The sequence below is a fragment of the Leadbetterella byssophila DSM 17132 genome (genome assembly GCF_000166395.1).
Lineage (GTDB): Bacteria > Bacteroidota > Bacteroidia > Cytophagales > Spirosomataceae > Leadbetterella > Leadbetterella byssophila.
Genome location: NC_014655.1, coordinates 3,572,577 through 3,590,877, shown reverse-complemented (window position 1 = coordinate 3,590,877; position 18,301 = coordinate 3,572,577). Strand labels below are relative to the sequence as shown.

Annotated in this window: 18 protein-coding genes; 11 read left to right on the top strand and 7 right to left on the bottom strand. The window is 39.2% G+C overall.

What is annotated here, in order from left to right:
• Positions 1-11: 11 nt before the first annotated feature.
• From LBYS_RS15940 to htpG, 7 genes are all read left to right on the top strand, one after another.
• A complete protein-coding gene (locus LBYS_RS15940; protein ID WP_013409875.1) occupies positions 12-899 on the top strand; it encodes a WD40 repeat domain-containing protein in 888 nt (295 codons plus the stop codon).
• A gap of 105 nt (positions 900-1,004) precedes the next feature.
• Complete coding sequence (locus LBYS_RS18475; RefSeq protein ID WP_013409874.1) at positions 1,005-2,111, top strand: DivIVA domain-containing protein; 1,107 nt, start codon at positions 1,005-1,007, stop codon at positions 2,109-2,111.
• Positions 2,112-2,465, top strand: a complete 354-nt coding sequence (folB, locus tag LBYS_RS15930; protein ID WP_013409873.1) for a dihydroneopterin aldolase — start codon at positions 2,112-2,114, stop codon at positions 2,463-2,465. It begins immediately after the preceding gene.
• Positions 2,466-2,533: 68 nt separating this feature from the next.
• Complete coding sequence (locus LBYS_RS15925) at positions 2,534-3,634, top strand: MFS transporter (RefSeq protein WP_222836521.1); 1,101 nt, start codon at positions 2,534-2,536, stop codon at positions 3,632-3,634.
• Positions 3,631-4,512 (top strand): bifunctional methylenetetrahydrofolate dehydrogenase/methenyltetrahydrofolate cyclohydrolase FolD, encoded by an 882-nt coding sequence (gene folD, locus LBYS_RS15920; protein ID WP_013409871.1) that lies wholly within the window; start codon positions 3,631-3,633, stop codon positions 4,510-4,512. The genes LBYS_RS15925 and folD overlap by 4 nt, the downstream gene beginning before the upstream one ends.
• Positions 4,509-4,904, top strand: coding sequence for an acyl-CoA thioesterase (locus LBYS_RS15915; RefSeq protein WP_013409870.1), 396 nt, complete (start codon positions 4,509-4,511; stop codon positions 4,902-4,904). Before folD ends, LBYS_RS15915 begins: the two co-directional genes overlap by 4 nt.
• 78 nt (positions 4,905-4,982) lie before the next feature.
• Entirely contained in the window at positions 4,983-6,776 is a 1,794-nt protein-coding gene (gene htpG, locus LBYS_RS15910; protein ID WP_013409869.1) for a molecular chaperone HtpG, read from the top strand.
• A 31-nt stretch (positions 6,777-6,807) separates the two neighbouring features.
• Here the strand turns inward: htpG and LBYS_RS15905 are convergent, their stop codons facing one another.
• The 3 genes from LBYS_RS15905 to LBYS_RS15895 all read right to left on the bottom strand — a co-directional run bounded on the left by LBYS_RS15905 (position 6,808) and on the right by LBYS_RS15895 (position 9,492).
• Positions 6,808-7,434: a carbonic anhydrase gene (locus tag LBYS_RS15905; protein WP_013409868.1), complete on the bottom strand. Its 627-nt coding sequence runs from the start codon at positions 7,432-7,434 to the stop codon at positions 6,808-6,810.
• Between the two features lie 100 nt (positions 7,435-7,534).
• On the bottom strand, positions 7,535-8,221 hold the full coding sequence (locus LBYS_RS15900; RefSeq protein WP_013409867.1) for a response regulator transcription factor: 687 nt from the start codon (positions 8,219-8,221) through the stop codon (positions 7,535-7,537).
• Between the two features lie 5 nt (positions 8,222-8,226).
• Complete coding sequence (locus LBYS_RS15895; RefSeq protein ID WP_013409866.1) at positions 8,227-9,492, bottom strand: sensor histidine kinase; 1,266 nt, start codon at positions 9,490-9,492, stop codon at positions 8,227-8,229.
• A 235-nt stretch (positions 9,493-9,727) separates the two neighbouring features.
• Here LBYS_RS15895 and asnS point away from each other — a divergent pair, with 235 nt between their 5' ends.
• Genes asnS through proB form a run of 4 tightly spaced genes read left to right on the top strand, consistent with a single transcriptional unit; the run spans position 9,728 to position 13,782 of the window.
• Positions 9,728-11,170, top strand: a complete 1,443-nt coding sequence (asnS, locus tag LBYS_RS15890) for an asparagine--tRNA ligase (RefSeq protein ID WP_013409865.1) — start codon at positions 9,728-9,730, stop codon at positions 11,168-11,170.
• Complete coding sequence (locus LBYS_RS15885; RefSeq protein WP_013409864.1) at positions 11,170-12,261, top strand: complex I subunit 1/NuoH family protein; 1,092 nt, start codon at positions 11,170-11,172, stop codon at positions 12,259-12,261. The genes asnS and LBYS_RS15885 overlap by 1 nt, the downstream gene beginning before the upstream one ends.
• The gene (locus tag LBYS_RS18470) at positions 12,254-12,760 is read left to right on the top strand and encodes a hypothetical protein (RefSeq protein ID WP_013409863.1); all 507 of its coding nucleotides are present in this window, start codon (positions 12,254-12,256) and stop codon (positions 12,758-12,760) included. Before LBYS_RS15885 ends, LBYS_RS18470 begins: the two co-directional genes overlap by 8 nt.
• On the top strand, positions 12,757-13,782 hold the full coding sequence (gene proB / locus LBYS_RS15875; protein WP_013409862.1) for a glutamate 5-kinase: 1,026 nt from the start codon (positions 12,757-12,759) through the stop codon (positions 13,780-13,782). The genes LBYS_RS18470 and proB overlap by 4 nt, the downstream gene beginning before the upstream one ends.
• Positions 13,783-13,814: 32 nt before the next feature.
• Here the strand turns inward: proB and LBYS_RS15870 are convergent, their stop codons facing one another.
• Genes LBYS_RS15870 through uppS form a run of 4 tightly spaced genes read right to left on the bottom strand, consistent with a single transcriptional unit; the run spans position 13,815 to position 18,288 of the window.
• Complete coding sequence (locus LBYS_RS15870; RefSeq protein ID WP_013409861.1) at positions 13,815-14,357, bottom strand: OmpH/Skp family outer membrane protein; 543 nt, start codon at positions 14,355-14,357, stop codon at positions 13,815-13,817.
• 29 nt (positions 14,358-14,386) lie between these two features.
• Entirely contained in the window at positions 14,387-14,902 is a 516-nt protein-coding gene (locus LBYS_RS15865; protein ID WP_013409860.1) for an OmpH/Skp family outer membrane protein, read from the bottom strand.
• A gap of 55 nt (positions 14,903-14,957) precedes the next feature.
• The gene (bamA, locus tag LBYS_RS15860) at positions 14,958-17,558 is read right to left on the bottom strand and encodes an outer membrane protein assembly factor BamA (RefSeq protein ID WP_041824889.1); all 2,601 of its coding nucleotides are present in this window, start codon (positions 17,556-17,558) and stop codon (positions 14,958-14,960) included.
• 7 nt (positions 17,559-17,565) lie between these two features.
• Entirely contained in the window at positions 17,566-18,288 is a 723-nt protein-coding gene (gene uppS, locus LBYS_RS15855) for an undecaprenyl pyrophosphate synthase (RefSeq protein WP_013409858.1), read from the bottom strand.
• Between the last annotated feature and the right edge of the window lie 13 nt (positions 18,289-18,301).

Genomic DNA, 18,301 nt, shown 5'->3' with positions numbered 1-18,301 from the left:
AGAAATCCTCCATGCATTTTGAAATCAAAAAAATAGGCAGCTACAATGGCCATAAAGATAGTGTATACCACATTTCAGAAGGCCCGGAAGCTGGAAAACTGCTCTCAGCTGGAGGAGATGGGTATTTGGTTCAGTGGAAATCACCTGATGAGGGTGTGCCAATTGCTAAAGTAAATCACCCTATATATGCCTTTGAGTACATAAGGGATTCAGATACCCTATGGGTAGGCGAAAACTCAGAAGGTATTCATAAAATTAGCCCATCAGCTAAAAAGGTAGAGACTTCCTTGCATTTGGGAAAGGTTTCAATATTCCAAATAACTACCCTGGGAGAGTATACCTATGTAGCTAACAGTTTAGGATATCTGCACGTCATCAAGGATCAGACATTTACAAAACATGTACAGGTAAGCCATAAAAGCCTGAGGAGTATAGCCATTAATAAGACTAAGAAGGAAATGGCCATTGGAACCTCTGACCATCAAATCTATATCCTTGATTTGGATACTTTAAAGATAAAATACACCTTAGAAGGACATAGCAACTCAGTATTTTCTGTGTGCTATGTGAATGATCTTTTGCTTTCAGCAGGAAGAGATGCGAAGATAAGATTATGGGATATTAAATTAGAGTATCTGCCTATTACTGAAATTCCCGCGCACAACTATGCCATAAATCACCTTTTACCTATAGAAAGCAAAGGGCTTCTGGCCACCTGCTCCATGGATAAATCCATCAAATTGTGGAACTTAGATGACATGCGCCTGTTAAAAGTGATTGACAAAGGCAAATATGCTTCACATGGTACTTCTGTGAACAAATTATGGTGGAATGAGACCTCAGAAACGCTATTTTCAGCCAGCGATGACCGGACAATATCGGAGTGGAAATTATTTTAATTTGCTAGTATTTTTTTGTTATTTTGTGTCTTAATTCGACATTCACCGTTATTAAGGTGACACTGTGGCAATAGTCCGGCTTTACATAACCGAAATTTAATCGAAATGAAAATCACTTCTTTAGAAATTAAGCAGCACGAGTTTGAGAGATCATTCAGAGGATATAACGTGGATGAGGTGAACCAATTTTTGGGTGATCTGGCTCAGGAATGGGACAAGATGTTTAATGAGATAAAGATGTTGAAGATGCAATTAGACATAGCCGAGAAGGAGGCATCTAAATTGCGTGAGGTGGAAATGACACTCATTAAAACCTTAAGAACAGCCGAAGACACCAGTTCAAGAATTGCAGAAACAGCTCAGGCTGAAGCCACGAGAAAGATAGAATCAGCAGAACAAGAAGCAGCTAAAACCATAGAATCTGCTAAGCTAGAAGCAGCGAAGACGATTGAAGAAGCACAACTTAAAGCTGCACAGTTAGTTAAAGAAGCTGAACATACCGGAAAGCAGTTAATCCTAGAAGCAGAAACGAAAGCTCTGGATATTCAGAAGACTTCAGAAAAGGCAATAGCTGAACTTGACACCAGATATAACCATTTGGAAAGGAAGAAAAACGAACTACTTTCCAAACTACAAAGCTATCATGTAGAAATCGCCAAATTGTTAGATGGCGCAGATATACCCGCTGTGATTGAGCCAGTAGAGGAATCTACGCCTGTTGACCTTAACATAGAAGACGACTTCTCTACAGGTGTAAGTTTACCTTCTGCAGTGAATGATATCAGTCTTGAAACTACGAAAGAAGACAAGACAAACTTGGAAGTGATTGAAGGTATTGGTCCTAAGATAAAAGAAATCTTGAACGGAGCAGGAATATATGATTTCCGTACTTTGGCCACTACTCCTGAATATAGACTTAGAGATATTTTATCTGCTGCCGGTCCTATCTATGCGGCGCATGATCCGGGTTCATGGAATGAACAGGCATTACTGGCAGAGAATGGACAATGGGATAAATTAGAGGAATTGAAGGCCAGATTGATAGCCGGACGATTACCTGAAACCCCTTCAAGCACACCTACTGTGGACGGTTCTAATACCGAAGAGATGTTAGATAAGGTCAATAAGGTAAAGGCTGCCATTCGTAAGGCAATGGTAGACAAAACACAGGAGGAAAAGCCAAAAAGCGGATCATTTTTTGACAGCATATAAATGGGGAAGATCAGCTTAGAGGGGATGGAGTTCTTTGCTCACCATGGGGTGTGGGATGAAGAACAAAAAGTGGGGAATCGCTATATCATAGACCTTCATATAGAAGCTGATTTAGAAAAATCCGGAGTTACGGATCATCTGGAAGACACTTTAGATTACGGCAAAATATATGGTATTGTGGCGGAGGAAATGAGAATTTCTAGTCGCCTACTTGAAAATATAGGTCACAGGGTATTAAGCAGATTAAGGGCAGAATTTCCTGAGGCCGGAAAGATGACTATAGAAGTATCCAAGTGTAATCCTCCTGTGGGTGGAATAGTGAAGAGGTCGAAAATTACATTAGAAAATCATTGAACCGGGTATTTACCTTACAATTCTGGCTTTTGTGTGCCAGCTCATTCTTATTTTTTTCCAGCTTTAATATGCTCATTCCTGAGCTTCCTCAGTACCTGACGGATATGGGTGGAGGAGAATTTAAAGGACTGATCATAGCCCTATTTACTCTAACCGCTGGCATTTCGAGACCCTTTAGTGGAAAACTTTCGGACAAGGTGGGTCGTGTGCCGGTGATGGCTTTTGGCTCCCTGGTATGCTTTGTATGTGGATTCTTATACCCCTTGACTACTACGGTTTTCCCATTTCTATTCTTACGTCTGATCCACGGTTTTTCTACCGGCTTTAAACCCACAGGAACCTCTGCCTATATTGCAGACATAGTACCGTTTAACAGAAGAGGTGAAAGCATGGGCATTCATGGCTTGATAGGGAGTTTGGGAATGGCCTTTGGTCCGTTTCTCGGCGGATGGATAGTCCAACACTATGACATCAATATATTATTTTATGCCTCCTCTTTACTTTCCTTTCTTTCTATAGCCATTCTCTTCAATATGAAGGAGACTTTACCTAAAGAAAGGCAAGAGAAGTATAGTTGGTCACTATTAAAAATTAACAGAAACGACATTTTTGATGGAAGTGTGCTTCCTGTGGTTATAGTAGTTTTCTTTTGCCTGTTTTCTTATGGTGCAGTGATTACTTTAATTCCAGATTTAAGTCAGAGTATCGGCTTAAAGAACAAAGGTTATTACTTCCTTGTCTATACATTAGCATCCATTGGTATTCGATTTATAGCGGGCAGATGGTCAGATAGAAAAGGTAGGCCCAATGTATTGATCATTGGAACCTTGTTCATGATTTTAGCTTTGCTTTGCTTGGCATTCACCCACGAAATCATACTCCTTTCCATCTCTGGGGTACTCTTTGGGATAGGTAATGGAATAGTATCACCCATCACTCAGGCTTGGACCATTGACCTTTGCAGGGAAGAAAACAGGGGTAAAGCCGTAGCTACCATGTATATCGCCTTAGAAGCAGGTATAGGGTTAGGTGCTTTACTTCCTACATTTATTTATCAGAATAGAGTGGAGAATTTACCGGCATCCTTTATTTTTACTACTGCAGTAGTGTCCATAGCCTTGATTTACCTATTGATTTATAACAGAAAACATTCAGTATCTACGATATGACAATTATTGACGGAAAGCGCATTTCAGCAGAGGTAAAGCAGGAGCTTAAAGAAGAAGTGGATAAAATCCGAGAAAACGGTGGAAAAATTCCGCACTTGGCCGCTGTACTTATTGGCGACAATGGAGCTTCAGAAACGTATGTAGCCAGCAAAATCAAATCATGCGAACAGATAGGCTTTAAATCTTCTTTGATCAGAAGAGGATCAGAAACTACAGAAGCAGAGGTTTTAGAAATTATTGATAGCTTGAATAAGGATGAAGATGTGGACGGGTTTATTGTACAATTACCCCTTCCTGACCATATCAATGTAGACAAGGTGATTGAAGCCATTGATCCTAAGAAAGATGTGGACGGATTCCACCCTATCAATGTAGGTAGAATGGCTAAGGGCCTTCCGGCATACATATCAGCTACGCCATTTGGGGTTTTGGAACTACTCAAAAGATATAAGATAGAAACTGCAGGTAAACATTGTGTGGTAGTAGGAAGAAGCCAAATCGTAGGTTTACCTATGAGCTTATTGATGGCTAGGAACGACTATCCTGGCAACTGCACCGTAACCCTTACACACAGTAGAACGGCTAACCTAAAAGAGATCTGTCAACAAGCAGATATATTGGTGGCAGCCCTAGGTAGACCTGAATTCATCAAAGCTGATATGGTGAAGGAAGGAGCAGTGGTGATTGACGTGGGTATAACCCGTGTAAAGGATGAGACCAAAAAATCAGGATTTGCCATAAAGGGAGATGTGGCTTTTGAAGAAGTTGCTCCTAAAACCTCATTTATCACTCCTGTACCGGGTGGTGTAGGTTTGATGACCGTGGCAGCCTTGATGTACAATACGCTTTTAGCCAGTAAAAAAGCCATATACTCATGAATTTTCACACCAGAAAATGGGTAAAACCTGAAGATCTGAATCCAAACGCTTCCCTCTTCGGAGGGAGGCTTTTGGAGTGGATTGATGAAGAAGCTGCCCTTTATTCCATCATCCAACTAGAGAATCCCAGATGTGTAACAAAATACATGTCAGAGATCAACTTTATCAGCTCTGCCAAACAGGGAGACATCATTGAAATCGGGATTGTAGCTACACATTTTGGACATACTTCTCTGACTTTAGCCTGTGAAGTTCGTAACAAAATGACACGCCAAACCATTATCAAAATAGATAAGATTGTCATGGTCTCCCTTGATGAGGAAGGTAATCCCACACCACATGGGAAGACAAAAATTGAATACACCAAAGACAGATTTGAGCAGAAAAAATAAGACTTTCTGACAAATTGTCACGATTTCCTGTATTGGAACAGCCTTTGATTAAATGTCTGTAAGAAGATCAATAAAGATATGACTACAGAAAAAGGTACTATTTCAATCAATACGGAAAACATTTTCCCCATCATCAAGAAATTCTTGTATTCTGACCATGAGATATTTCTTAGGGAATTAGTTTCAAATGCAGTAGATGCCACTCAAAAGCTTCAGAAATTATCCTCACTCGGTCAGTTTAATGGAGAATTAGGAGAACTTAAGGTTAAAGTTAGCTTCGACAAAGATAAAAAGACCATCACCATTTCAGACAATGGAATTGGGATGACGGCAGAGGAGGTAAAGAAATATATCAATCAGATTGCTTTCTCCGGTGCAAAAGAATTCGTAGAAAAGTATCAGCAAACTACAGATAAATCCACCATCATAGGACAGTTTGGGTTAGGATTCTATTCTGCATTTATGGTGGCCAAAGAGGTTGAAATTATCACCAAATCCTTCCAGGAAGGAGCTGAGGCCGTAAGATGGTTCAGTGACGGTAGCACTGAATTCGAGATTTCTGCAGCCGAAAGAGCTGAAAGAGGTACTGATGTTATCCTACATATTGCTGAAGACTCTGAAGAGTTTTTAGACGAATTTAAATTAGAGCAAATACTTAGCAAATACGGTAAGTTCCTACCTACCACCATAGAATTCAAGGAAAAGACGATTAATAATCCTAATCCTATTTGGGTTAAGGCGCCTAGCGAATTAAAAGACGAGGATTATTTAGCTTTCTACAAAGAACTGTATCCTTATTCTGAAGATCCACTATTCTGGATTCACTTGAATGTAGACTATCCGTTTAATCTTACCGGTGTACTTTATTTCCCTAAGATTAAGCAAGACTTCCAATTAAACAGGGAGAAGATTCAGCTCTTCAGCAAGCAAGTCTTTATTACGGATGATGTGAAGGATATTGTTCCGGAATTCTTACAATTACTTCACGGGGTGATTGACTCACCTGATATTCCATTGAACGTATCCAGAAGTTATTTACAGGCTGATGGTAACGTGAAGAGAATAAACACCTACATTACCAAAAAAGTAGGAGAAAAACTGGCAGAACTATTCAGGGATAATCGTAAGGCTTTTGAAGAAAAATGGGAGTCTATTGGGCTATTTGTGAAGTATGGTATCATCTCTGATGATAAATTCTATGAAAGAGCAAAAGAATTTATTTTATTAAAGAACACTAAGAACGAGTACTTCACTATAGACGAATATAAAACCAAGTTAGAGAGCAATCAGGTAGACAAGGATGGAAATGCCATAGCACTCTACTGCAATGATCTCAATAAAGAAGATGCTTACATTGAGGGTGCTCTTAAAAGAGAATACGATGTATTGATACTGGACGATGTTTTAGATGCTCACTTCCTGAATGCTCTTGAAATGAAAGTTGAAAAACTTCGTTTCAAACGTGTTGACTCAGAACCTTTAGAGAAGATTATAGATAAAGGGATCAAAGCGGAGGTTGTTCTTTCTGAAGATGAGAAAAAGAAAGTAGAAGAAGTATTTAAGCCTTTGATTGGAAATAATATAGTACAAATTGAAGCATTACCGGTAGATGATTTACCTGTAAGTATTGTCCAAACTGAATTCATGCGTAGATATACGGATATGTCAAAAGTGAACGGACAAGCTAACATGATGCCTCTAATGTATAATTTGGTGGTCAACGGAAATCACCCCATCATTCAAAAGGTTGTGACAGAAGAAGGCGCTGATTTAGCTAAACAACTGGTAGATTTAGCCTTATTATCTCAAGGTATGCTAAGCGGTAAAGATCTGACACAGTTCATACATAGAAGTATTGAACGATTGAAATAATAAATAAGGCCCGATTAATTCGGGCCTTATTTTACACCAACTTATATATATCGCCTAAATGATCAGCGATCTCTTTCATATCAAGTTTCTGATCTATTATTCTTCCCGAATGCAGATCAAATACCCAGCCGTGAACTCGAAGACCTCTTTCTTGCATAGCCTTCTGTACTTCTTTCATCTTCACAATGTTCAGGCATTGTTCCTGCACATTTAACTCCACTAACCTTTTATATCTCTCTTCTTCAGATGGTATTGCTTCCAGTTCTGCCTGATGAATCCTCACCACATCACGAATATTTCTTAACCAAGGATTTAAGATTCCTAAATCTTCTGGTTGCATAGCCGCTTTAATACCGCCACAATTGTAATGACCGCATACTATAATGTGCTTTACCTTCAAATGTTTTACGGCATAAACCACCACGGATAGAACATTCAGGTCATTATTTGGAGCGAGATTAGCGATATTCCTATGTACAAATACCTCACCTGGCTTAGCGCCCATAACGGTTTCTGCTGTCACCCTGCTATCAGAGCATCCTATATATAAATATTTAGGTTCCTGACCCTCAGCAAGCCTATCAAAATAAGTAGGATCATTCTCTAAGACCTTACCTATCCACTCTTCGTTGTTCTTAAAAATCTGTGCGATTTCCATAAGCTTAATTTTGATTTGGATACGAAATTAGCACATAGCCCTATGGAAACCGAAGCTATTTTGAAATTCTAATAGCTTTCTAACAGAGATTAAAAAAAGATTAAGGTACGATCAACTTAAATCCGACCCCATGAATATTCTCTAATTTCACTTTTGAGTCTCTATTTAACATCTTTCTAATGCGAGTTAAAAAAACGTCAAGACTTCGACCTAAGAAATAATCATCTCTTCCCCAGATAGCAACTAAGATCTCTTCTCTCTTAACAATTTGGTTCTTTCTGTCCAAAAAGAATTTCAACACTTCAGCTTCTCTATGTGTGAGTCTCTGAACCTCCTCATCAAAGGTCAGACTCAATTGAGAATAGCAAAAAATATAATCCCCACATGGAATATTATCTTGCACCACCGGGTTTAAAGATACGGCATTCCTTTTCAGGAATACTTTGATCTTCAGTTCTAATTCTTCAATACTAAATGGCTTTGTGATATAATCATCCCCTCCCACCTTCAAACCTTGAATCCTGTCTTCCGGTAAGGCTTTTGCAGATAGAAATATGATAGGAATATGAGCATTTTGCTCTCTGATCTTTTCAGCCAAAGAAAAACCATCCAATTCAGGTAACATGACATCCAAGAGGCAGAGATCAAACTTCTCTTTCTTGAATACCTTCCATGCTTCTTTTCCGTCGCTAAAATGCGAAATATCAAAGTCGCCAATCTCCTCTAAACTATCCTTTACCACAAAAGCGAGGTTGGGATCATCCTCCACATATAATATTTTGGCCATTTTTCTTATTCACTTATAGGAATCTTAATCACAAAGGTAGTACCATGTCCCAATTCAGAACTAACATCTATTTCCCATTTGTGTAATCTTACCATTTCTTTGACATAATTCAATCCTAAGCCAAAGCCCTTTACATTATGTACATTTCCGGTAGGTACTCTATAAAAACGATCAAAGATCTTCGCTTGATGTTCTTTAGCTATTCCTATTCCTTTATCTTCTACGGCTACATAGATGTATTTATCGTCATTTAGGGTCTTTAAGGTAATTTCAGGATGATCTCCAGAGTATTTACATGCATTATCCAATAGATTTCGGATGATGTTCATCAAATGCATTTTGTCTGCTTTGATACTGGTCTTTTGGGCATCCAGATTCAAATGGAAATCCTCACCTAATTCTACTCTTATACTCTCTGTCACCTCCCATATAAGCGCATGAAGGTCTTGTAATTGTATATTGATTTGAATGTTCCCCTTACCAATTTTTGCCGTGGACAAAACCGCCTCTACCTGATTCTTCAAACGATTATTCTCAGAACGGATGATGTCTACATATTTCTTTAACCTTTCAGGCTGAGAGGTGATCTTATCAGTAGCCAATACATCCGTAGCTATCTTAATAGTAGAAATAGGGGTTTGGAACTCATGGGTCATGTTATTAATGAAATCCCTTTGAACTTCACTTAACCTCTTCTGCCGTAAAATGACAAACATGGCATAACCAAAGAACACCGTAAATACCAATGTAATCAAGGAGGATATGATCCAAATATCTAATTTACCTGTGATATAGCTTGATTTTCCGGGAAATCTAACGCCAAAGTAATTAAGGAATTTGTCTGTTTTAGGAAGTTCATTACTCCCTTCTACATAATAGGGTTCAAAACTCTCCTTTACATATCCCCCGTAAATGATATTGTCCGTATCACAATTATATATTCCATATTCAAAGTCAGTGCTGAGATTCTTCTTCTTGAATTCTTCAATCAACAAAGGTTCCAAAATCCCCGGCTCTAATGGAACACGTAAATTAACCACGAAGTAATCTGAAGAAAGCTGTTCAACCGGATTTTCGATGACAGACATATTATAAGACTTCGCAATGGTATTAGCTACGTTTCGAAGACTTACCATCACACTTTGCCTAAATTGCTGCTCGTGGAGATCAAAGGCTTTCTTCATCCAATAGATCTGAATTCCAATAATTCCACAAATGGCGATCACACCTAACAGGATTACAAGTCTTATGGTTTGTCTATTCAAGGTCAAATATTATTTGTTATGTCGGCAAGGCGCGCAAATTTAAAGCATTAATCATCAAATCACAATAAATCAGCTGATTATTGAATTCCAAAAACACCAAAACACGGATACCAGACTGGACAAGATTAAGGAAATATTGTAGATTCTAAAGTTAGCCGAGACAAATGCTAAAGATTCCCTTAGCCTAAACTCGGATAGCTACATGTAATTCTTTATTTTTGCTAAAATAACAGTATGTAGTATGCAGATCAAAGAAATTTTAAAGCTGACTCCTGAAGGGCAGTCTATCGTGGTGAAAGGATGGGTGAAGACTAAAAGAGGACAATCCAATATCGTTTTTATCAATATAAATGACGGCTCAACCCTGAAAAATATTCAGGCTGTAGTGGAGAACGGCAAAATTTCTGAAGATATACTGAAGTTAGCTACCACCGGTTCAGCAATAGCTGTGACTGGTAAACTAGTAGCTTCGGCAGGAGCAGGACAAACCATGGAGGTTTTAGCTGAAACCATAGAAGTTTACGGTACGGCTGATGAGTCCTACCCTATACAGCCTAAGAAGCATAGTTTGGAATTCTTGAGAGAGAAAGCCCATTTACGCTTCAGAACCAATGTATTCGGTGCGGTATTCCGTATTCGTCACGCCCTGGCTTATGCCGTTCATAAATTCTACAACGAACAAGGCTTCTTCTATTTACATACTCCTATCATCACCGCTTCTGATGCTGAGGGTGCAGGTGAGATGTTTAGGGTAAGTACTTTTGAACCTAACAAAGCCCCTTTGACACCGGAAGGAAATATTGACTTCAGTCAGGATTTCTTTGGTAGAGAAACAGCATTAACCGTTTCGGGGCAGTTAGAAGGAGAATTAGGCGCCCTAGCTTTGTCTAGAATTTACACCTTTGGACCTACCTTCCGTGCTGAAAACTCTAACACTTCTCGACATTTGGCGGAATTCTGGATGATTGAACCAGAAGTGGCATTCTTCGAACTGGAAGATAACATGAATCTGGCGGAAAGTTTCGTGAAATATGTCATTTCTTATGCACTTGAAAACTGCAAAGAAGATCTGGAGTTTTTGGAAAACCGACTATTAGAAGAAGAGAAGCAAAAACCACAGAACGAAAGATCAGAGTTGAAGCTTATAGAAAAGCTAAAATTTGTAGTAGAAAATGACTTCGAAAGATTAACGTATACAGAAGCGATAGACATATTACTAAAATCCAAGCCAGCTCAAAAGAAACAGTTCCAATACGAGGTAGCTTGGGGTATTGACTTACAATCAGAACACGAAAGATATCTAGTAGAGAAGCATTTCAAAAAACCCGTCATTCTAACGAACTATCCGAAGGAGATCAAAGCCTTTTACATGAAACAGGACGATGAGCTAAATGGCGCCCCTGGAGCTACAGTACGCGCTATGGACGTTCTTTTCCCTGGAATCGGAGAGATCATAGGCGGATCTCAGAGAGAAGACAACTACGAGAAACTGATGGCCAGAGTAAAAGAAGTGGGCATAGATCCTGAAAACATCTGGTGGTACTTAGAAACTCGTAAATTCGGTTCTGCCCCACATTCCGGATTCGGATTAGGGTTTGAACGTTTAGTGTTGTTCGTTACAGGTATGACAAACATCAGAGACGTGATACCTTTCCCAAGAACGCCTAAAAATGCCGAATTCTAATGTGGTTGCCCCTCCTTATTTTCCTGGCTGTAATAGGAGCTAATGTGATCATTAGCGTTTATCTGGAACGTAAGGTATCTGCTTTTATTCAGGACCGACTAGGCCCAATGGAGGTAGGTAAGTGGGGACTTCTACAATTATTCGCTGATCTTATAAAATTATTCCAAAAGGAAGATACCATTCCTTTTGCTGCCGACCGGAAAATGTTCAAAGCCGCGCCATATATCATATTTGCGGCTGTATTTTCCGGTTTTGCTTTTTTACCTATATCCCATGGACTTCAAGGGGTAAATGTACAAACCGGCGTATTTCTATTATTAGGACTCATCTCCATAGACATTTTGGGATTGATCCTCGCGGGATACGCTTCTAACAACAAATATTCATTATTAGGTGCAATGCGTTCAGCGGCCCAAATCATCTCTTTTGAGGTTCCCTTGGGCTTATCTATCCTTTCAGTTTGTTTAATTAGCACTACCCTTAACCTTCAGGAAATGACCCTTCAGCAGGGAATATTTTCTAGCGAAACGAATTACTTCTTAGGAATCAAATCCCTAGGCTGGGATACCACTCAGGTGGGAGGTTTTCTTACTTGGAACATCTTTAGAAGTCCAATCTTGATCCCCGTCTTCATCATCTTTTTTATTGCCGCATTAGCAGAAGCTAACCGAGCCCCCTTTGACCTTCCGGAAGCAGAATCCGAATTGATTGCCGGCTTCCAAACGGAATACTCCGGATTTCGCTGGGCTATACTTTTTCTGGCAGAATACGGAATGATGCTACTCATGTCCTTTTTAGCCGCCATATTTTTCTTTGGAGGATGGAACACCATCTTTCCCAATATAGGACCTATCCGCTTAGCTGATTGGACTTCCGGAACTCCCGGAGAATGGTCAGGAAACCTTTGGGGAGCCTTTTGGATCTTCACAAAAGCCTATCTGGGAATGCTTATCCAAATGTGGGTTAGATGGAGTTTTCCGCGTATTCGAGTTGACCAATTAATGTACCTATGCTGGAAAGTCCTCACACCATTTTCATTAGCTTTATTAGGACTTTCTGCAGCATGGAGAATCTTAATGATCTATGGCTAAATTATCAGATGAACTGAAGGAAGCTATACTTTCTTTGCCTACTAAGGAAAAGAACAAATTACTTCTGAGACTTATTGCAAAAGATGAGTTATTGACAGACCAACTGCAATACAAGCTGCTGGAAAATACACCGTCTGACTTGAAATTTAGGCAACAAGAAGTTCAGGATCAAATAGATTTCACATCAGGTAGATTAACGCTTAAACAGATCTTAACTTACTTCAGAACCTTTTCCGGAAAAATAAATCGATTCGCAAAGGTTACAAAAGATAAGCAATCAGAACTTGAGCTATGGAAATACCTTTGTGAAGCAGCCTTAATAGCCTTTAAACAATATAGAGCAACTTTGAGGGATAGCCAACTAAAACCTAAATTCAAAGAAAATGCTCTCAAGAAAATTTCTAAGATGTATACTCTCCTTGAAGGTTTACACGAAGACTATCATTTGGAATATATGGACGACCTAAAACAACTGGAAAAAGACTACAAACAACTATGAAAAAAGACATACTTGTCATCAAGTTTGGTACAGCATCCCTCGGGAACGGAGAACCTGATGTACAGATATTAAAAGAAATAGCAAGACAAATTGCACAACTTCATAAAAAGCATTACCTCGTTATAGTATCCTCAGGGGCAGTAGGTGCGGGAAAATCATTTATACCTCGCTACGAAGCTACTATCGCGCAAAAAAAAGCTGCGGCCGCTATAGGGAACCCCTTGCTACTAAAAATGTATCAGGAGGTATTTGCAGAGTATAATATTGTAGTGGCACAAAGTTTAATTGAGAAGCAACACTTTTCTCAAAGGCCACAATTTCTTCAGCTAAAAGAAACCTACGAAGAATTATGGAAGTCAGACATCATTCCTATAGCGAATGAAAATGACGTAGTAAGTAACAGAGAATTAAAGTTCTCTGATAACGACGAGTTAGCTACTTTAATAGCCAGCGGATTTGGGGCAAAGAAACTAATGCTTTGTACTGCCTCCGGTGGTCTATTGGACCCTTCCGGTCAAATAATTCCAGAAGTCGAACGAATAGACGAAAAAATTCTTTCCTACGTCCTTCCTTCAAAGACATCCCTAGGTTCAGGGGGCATGGCATCTAAACTGACCTTTACTCATTTGGCAAATAAAATGGGGATTGAAGTAGTGATCTTTGGAATGAAAGAAACAGATGGTATCCTAAAAGCTTTTAGAGGAGAAAGTGGAACTACTTTCCGAGCATACCCTACTAAGATCAATGCGCGAAATAAATGGCTTGCAAGCTCCGGAATCTCAGTAGGCAAGGTAAGTATAGACAAAGGTGCAGAAGATGCCTTGAAAGCCCGCAAAAGCTTATTACACGTAGGTATTAAAAACTACACAGGAGAATTCACCAAAGGTGAACTGGTAGAGATCCAAAATGAAGCTGGAGAAACGATTGGTGTAGGAAAGGTCAGGATATCCTCAGTGGATATTCCAAATTCTGCAGGGAAAAATACCCTCATCATCCATGCAGATGATTTAGTGGTCTGGTAAGAAGCGCAGACCCGAAGGTCTGCGCCAAAGTCTTATTTAGAAGCTGCCGGAACGGTTACTCCTAATTTTTTGAATACTTTCTCAGTAATATTGTCTGCGTCTGGAGCAACTAAAATCACCGGAGTAGTACCATAACCTGCATCAGAGTTAAGTACTATAGTATAGTTGTTTTCTTTAGCTACTTCCTCAATTCCTTTTTGGATCTTATCCATTACAGGACTTAGAAGTTCTTGCTGCTTAGCAGTTAAAGCTGCTTCAGAGTTTTGTTGTAATTCCTGCAATTCGTTTTGCTTGTTTTGAATTACTTTCTCTTTGTCTTTGCGGATAACTTCAGACATAGTAGCCGCATTCTTTTGATAATCTTCTACTAACTTCTGATATTCAGCCAATTTCTCGTTAAACAATTTCTCGTACTGAGCACGTTCTGTAGAAAGTTTGGTCTGTATGTCTTTGAAATCAGGTAGATTCTGCAAAATGTGGTCAACATTAGTCCAACCAATTTTTACGCTAGTTTGGGCGTTCACGGTTAGGCTTGCCAAAAGTGCCAGCGCAGTTACAAACAATTTGATTCTCATTTTTTAAACTATTAATTTACTTTGGTTTACTATTTATTTACCAGACCTAACTCTTCTAACATGAAATCCGTATAGTCATGTCTCGGATCAGCATAGAACATGCTCAGATCAGATGCCTTGTCAAATATAAAGCTAAGTTTATGGTTCTTCGCAATTTTTTCGGACGTTTTATAGATCTGCTCCACAATAGGCTTCAACAATTCCTTCTTTTTTTGGAACAACATCCCATTTAATCCGAAAATACTATTGTTATAACTCTTTAGGTCCTCTTCCGCTTTTTCAATTGCCTTTTGTCGCTCCACCCGCATGTCTTGCGTTAAGAGAATCTCCTCCTGTTGGTACTTCAACTTCATCTGAGCCACATCCTCGTATTTTTTGGAAACCTCCTTTGTCCACTGCTCAGTCAAAGCATTCATGGTCTCCTCTGCCTTTTTATATTCCGGCATTCTACTCAGGATGTATTCACTATCGATGTATCCAAACTTCTGAGAAAATCCCGGAAGAGCCAACATCAGCAATATGATTAAAGACCCTAGTTTTTTCATCTTTCTGCTACTAAGACGTTCGAAATCTTAAATAGTTTAAACGATTAACAAATGATTAACGTATTTGCTGCCCTATACTGAAGGTAAATGCCTTCTTACCTTGGTTAGGTAATCCCGGAATGGGGTCAAATGCATAACCATAATCTATACCCAATAGACCGAAGGCTGCCATAAATACTCTGGCACCCACACCCGCAGACCTACGAATCTTGAATGGATTGAAGTCCTTATAACTTCCCCAGCTATTACCGGCCTCTGCAAAGGTCAATAGATAGATAGTAGCCTGAGCATTCAGTGACACAGGATATCTTAGCTCCACAGCGTATTTATTATATATGATACCACCTTGACGCGTATATGCACTCTGATTCAAGACATCCGCAGCCTCATTATAAGTAGGCTCATATACTATACCTTCTTCGTATCCTCTTAAACCTATCAGTTCAATACCGATACTGTTACTGTTCTGCATTCCCATACCTGCACCACCTAGTACAAATCTTCCGAATGGGCTATAATCATTCTTGCTATTGTATCTTCCTAAGAAGCCCATATTGGCCTTAGCATGGAAAATAAACTTACCTACTACCGGCGTATACCAGTCTAAGTCAAACATCCATTTATGCCCTTCTATAAACATTCTATTATTCTTAGGCTCTATACCTAATCCGGAATAAGGAGGGTTAAACGTACCGCTCAAGGACACATTAGAACCTGTACGGGTAAACTGTGGATTATCTAAGCTGTATCTGGAAAGGTTAAATCCAAGAGACAAGTCGTGAGCTACACCATTGCTGAATCCACGTAGATACCAGGAATCCTTCACATCATAGAACTGATAACTTAAGCTTGAGCTGAAGTTAAAGTTCCTATCCGGCCAGTTCAAACGTTTACCAAAGCCCACAGACAAACCGGTGTTCTTAAAGTAACCGTTATAATAAGCACTGCTATAAAGAGTATTATAGTAGTCAGCATAAGCAGAGTTTGCATAATACCTTCTATATCTATCGTACATCTTTCCTAAATCCTGTACGGAGTGCCAAAGCGACACGGTCAAGGAATTAGGTTTCTTACCTCCTAACCATGGCTCAGAGAAAGATAGAGAGTAGTTCTGGAAACCACCATTCGCTTGCAAACGAATGGAAAACTTCTGTCCGTCACCTTTAGGTAAAGGTTTGTATTCTTTAAAGTCAAAAATCTTACGGATAGAGAAGTTATTAAAGACTACCCCGAAGGTACCGATAATACCTTGCATGGCAGAATACCCCCCAGATAACTCTATATTATCAGAAGATTTCTCTTCTACCGTATACTCAATATTCACCGTTCCGTCAGCCTGAGGAACAGGTTTAGGGTCTATTTTCTGAGGATCAAAGTATCCCAAACGGGTTAAACTTTGAACGCTCTCCACTAAATCTGACCTACTGAATTTCTGTCCCGGCTTAGTAAGGATCTCACGAAGCACTACGTGGTCACTAGTCTTAGTATTACCATTCAAAATGATCTTTGAAATGGTAGCCTGCTTACCCTCTCTAATTCTAAGTTCTATATCAATAGAGTCACCTACCACTGCTACTTCTACCGGTTCTACGTTAAAATACAGATAACCATCATCCTGATAATAGGAACTCACGTCACCACCGGTAGGTTTACCATTAAGTCTCTTCTGAAGATCTTCAGGATTATAAACATCTCCTTTTTCTATGCCCAAAATCAGATTCAATGTATCTGTATTACGTACATAGTTTCCTACCCATGTGATATTTCTGTAATAGAACCTCTGCCCTTCCGTTACCTCCAGTTTAATCCCTACATTCCCATTTGGATTGATGTATACAGAGTCCTTATCGATATTAGCGTTACGGTATCCGTTCTTATTGAGGAACGCAATCAGCTTCTCTTTATCTTCCTTGTATTTCTTCTCTCTAAACTTAGAAGGATTGAAAATACGCAAAGGGGCTTTCTCTTTGGTACCCTTCATCTTTGACAAAGCTCTCCATTTAGGAACTTCATTAAGTCCTTCAATTTCAATCTTATCAATTCTCGCTTTTTTCCCTCTATCAATATTAAATACGATCTGCGCGGTGCTAGTACGAATGGTATCGTTGATTTGCTGGGCCTGAACTTTGGTATGCAAAAATCCCTTATCTAAATAGTGCTTCTTGATAATGTTTTGCATGTTCTTCACCATAGCTTCAGTGATCACTTTCCCTTTATAGGTTTTGATCTTCTCTTCTATGGTTTCTTTTTGACCGTTCCGAATACCATTCAAAACAATCTTATTTAATCGGGGTCTCTCCCTCAAGTCTAGTTCAAGAAATACCTTGTTATCTTCTATACTAGTAATATTTATAGAAACATCTTCCAAGATACCCTGATCCATCAATCTACGGATAGCCGTAGTGATTCTCTCTCCGGGAATGGTGATTTTCTCATTAACATTTAAACCTGCTACAGAGATTAAAGTATTCTTATCTAAATACTGAACTCCTACCACGGTAATCCCGCCTATGATATATTCTTTAGGGTTGTTGTAATCAACCAAAGAAGTGGGTGCTGTAGGAGTAGATTGTCTACCTACACCAATTCTCTGTGCATTAGCAGTCAAACCAGATAAAAGTAGAAGAACAAAGAAAAGTCTAAAAAAATACGTCATTTGAAAATTAATCATGGGTTTTACCGAAACGCCTATCTCTGGTTTGAAATGATTTTATTGCATCCAGTAAGTGACTTTTCCTGAAATCGGGCCACAAAATGTCTAAAAATAATAATTCAGCATAAGCAGACTGCCATAAAAGGTAATTACTTATCCTGTGATCGCCACCGGTACGGATCAATAGATCCACATCAGGAGCCGGGAAAGTAGAAAGATACTGACTAAATAGGGTTTCATCAATATCACTAGCTTGAATTTTTCCTTCTTTTACTTCAGTAGCCAGTTTTTTGCTGACCTGAAGAATATCCCATTTACCACTATAACTCAAGGCAATATTTAATACGAGTCCTGTATTACCTGCTGTAGTTTCTATCCCTTTCTCCATATTCTTACGCGCGCTATCCGGCAATGCGTCCATATCTCCTATGCACTGCAAACGCACGTTGTTTTTATGAAGTCTAGGAACTTCATCACCAATGGTTTTTACTAACAGGTCCATAATCCCATCTACTTCTGCCTTAGGTCTTCCCCAGTTTTCAGTAGAAAAAGTATATAACGTTAAATATTTTATGCCTAATTCAGCACATCCCTCCACGGTTTCTCGAACCGCTTTGATGCCATGCTGATGTCCGAAAATACGCAAAGCACCTCTGCTCTTTGCCCATCTTCCATTGCCGTCCATAATAACGGCAACATGCTTCGGTAAATTGTTCAGACTGATCTCTTCCAAAAGTTTAGGTAAA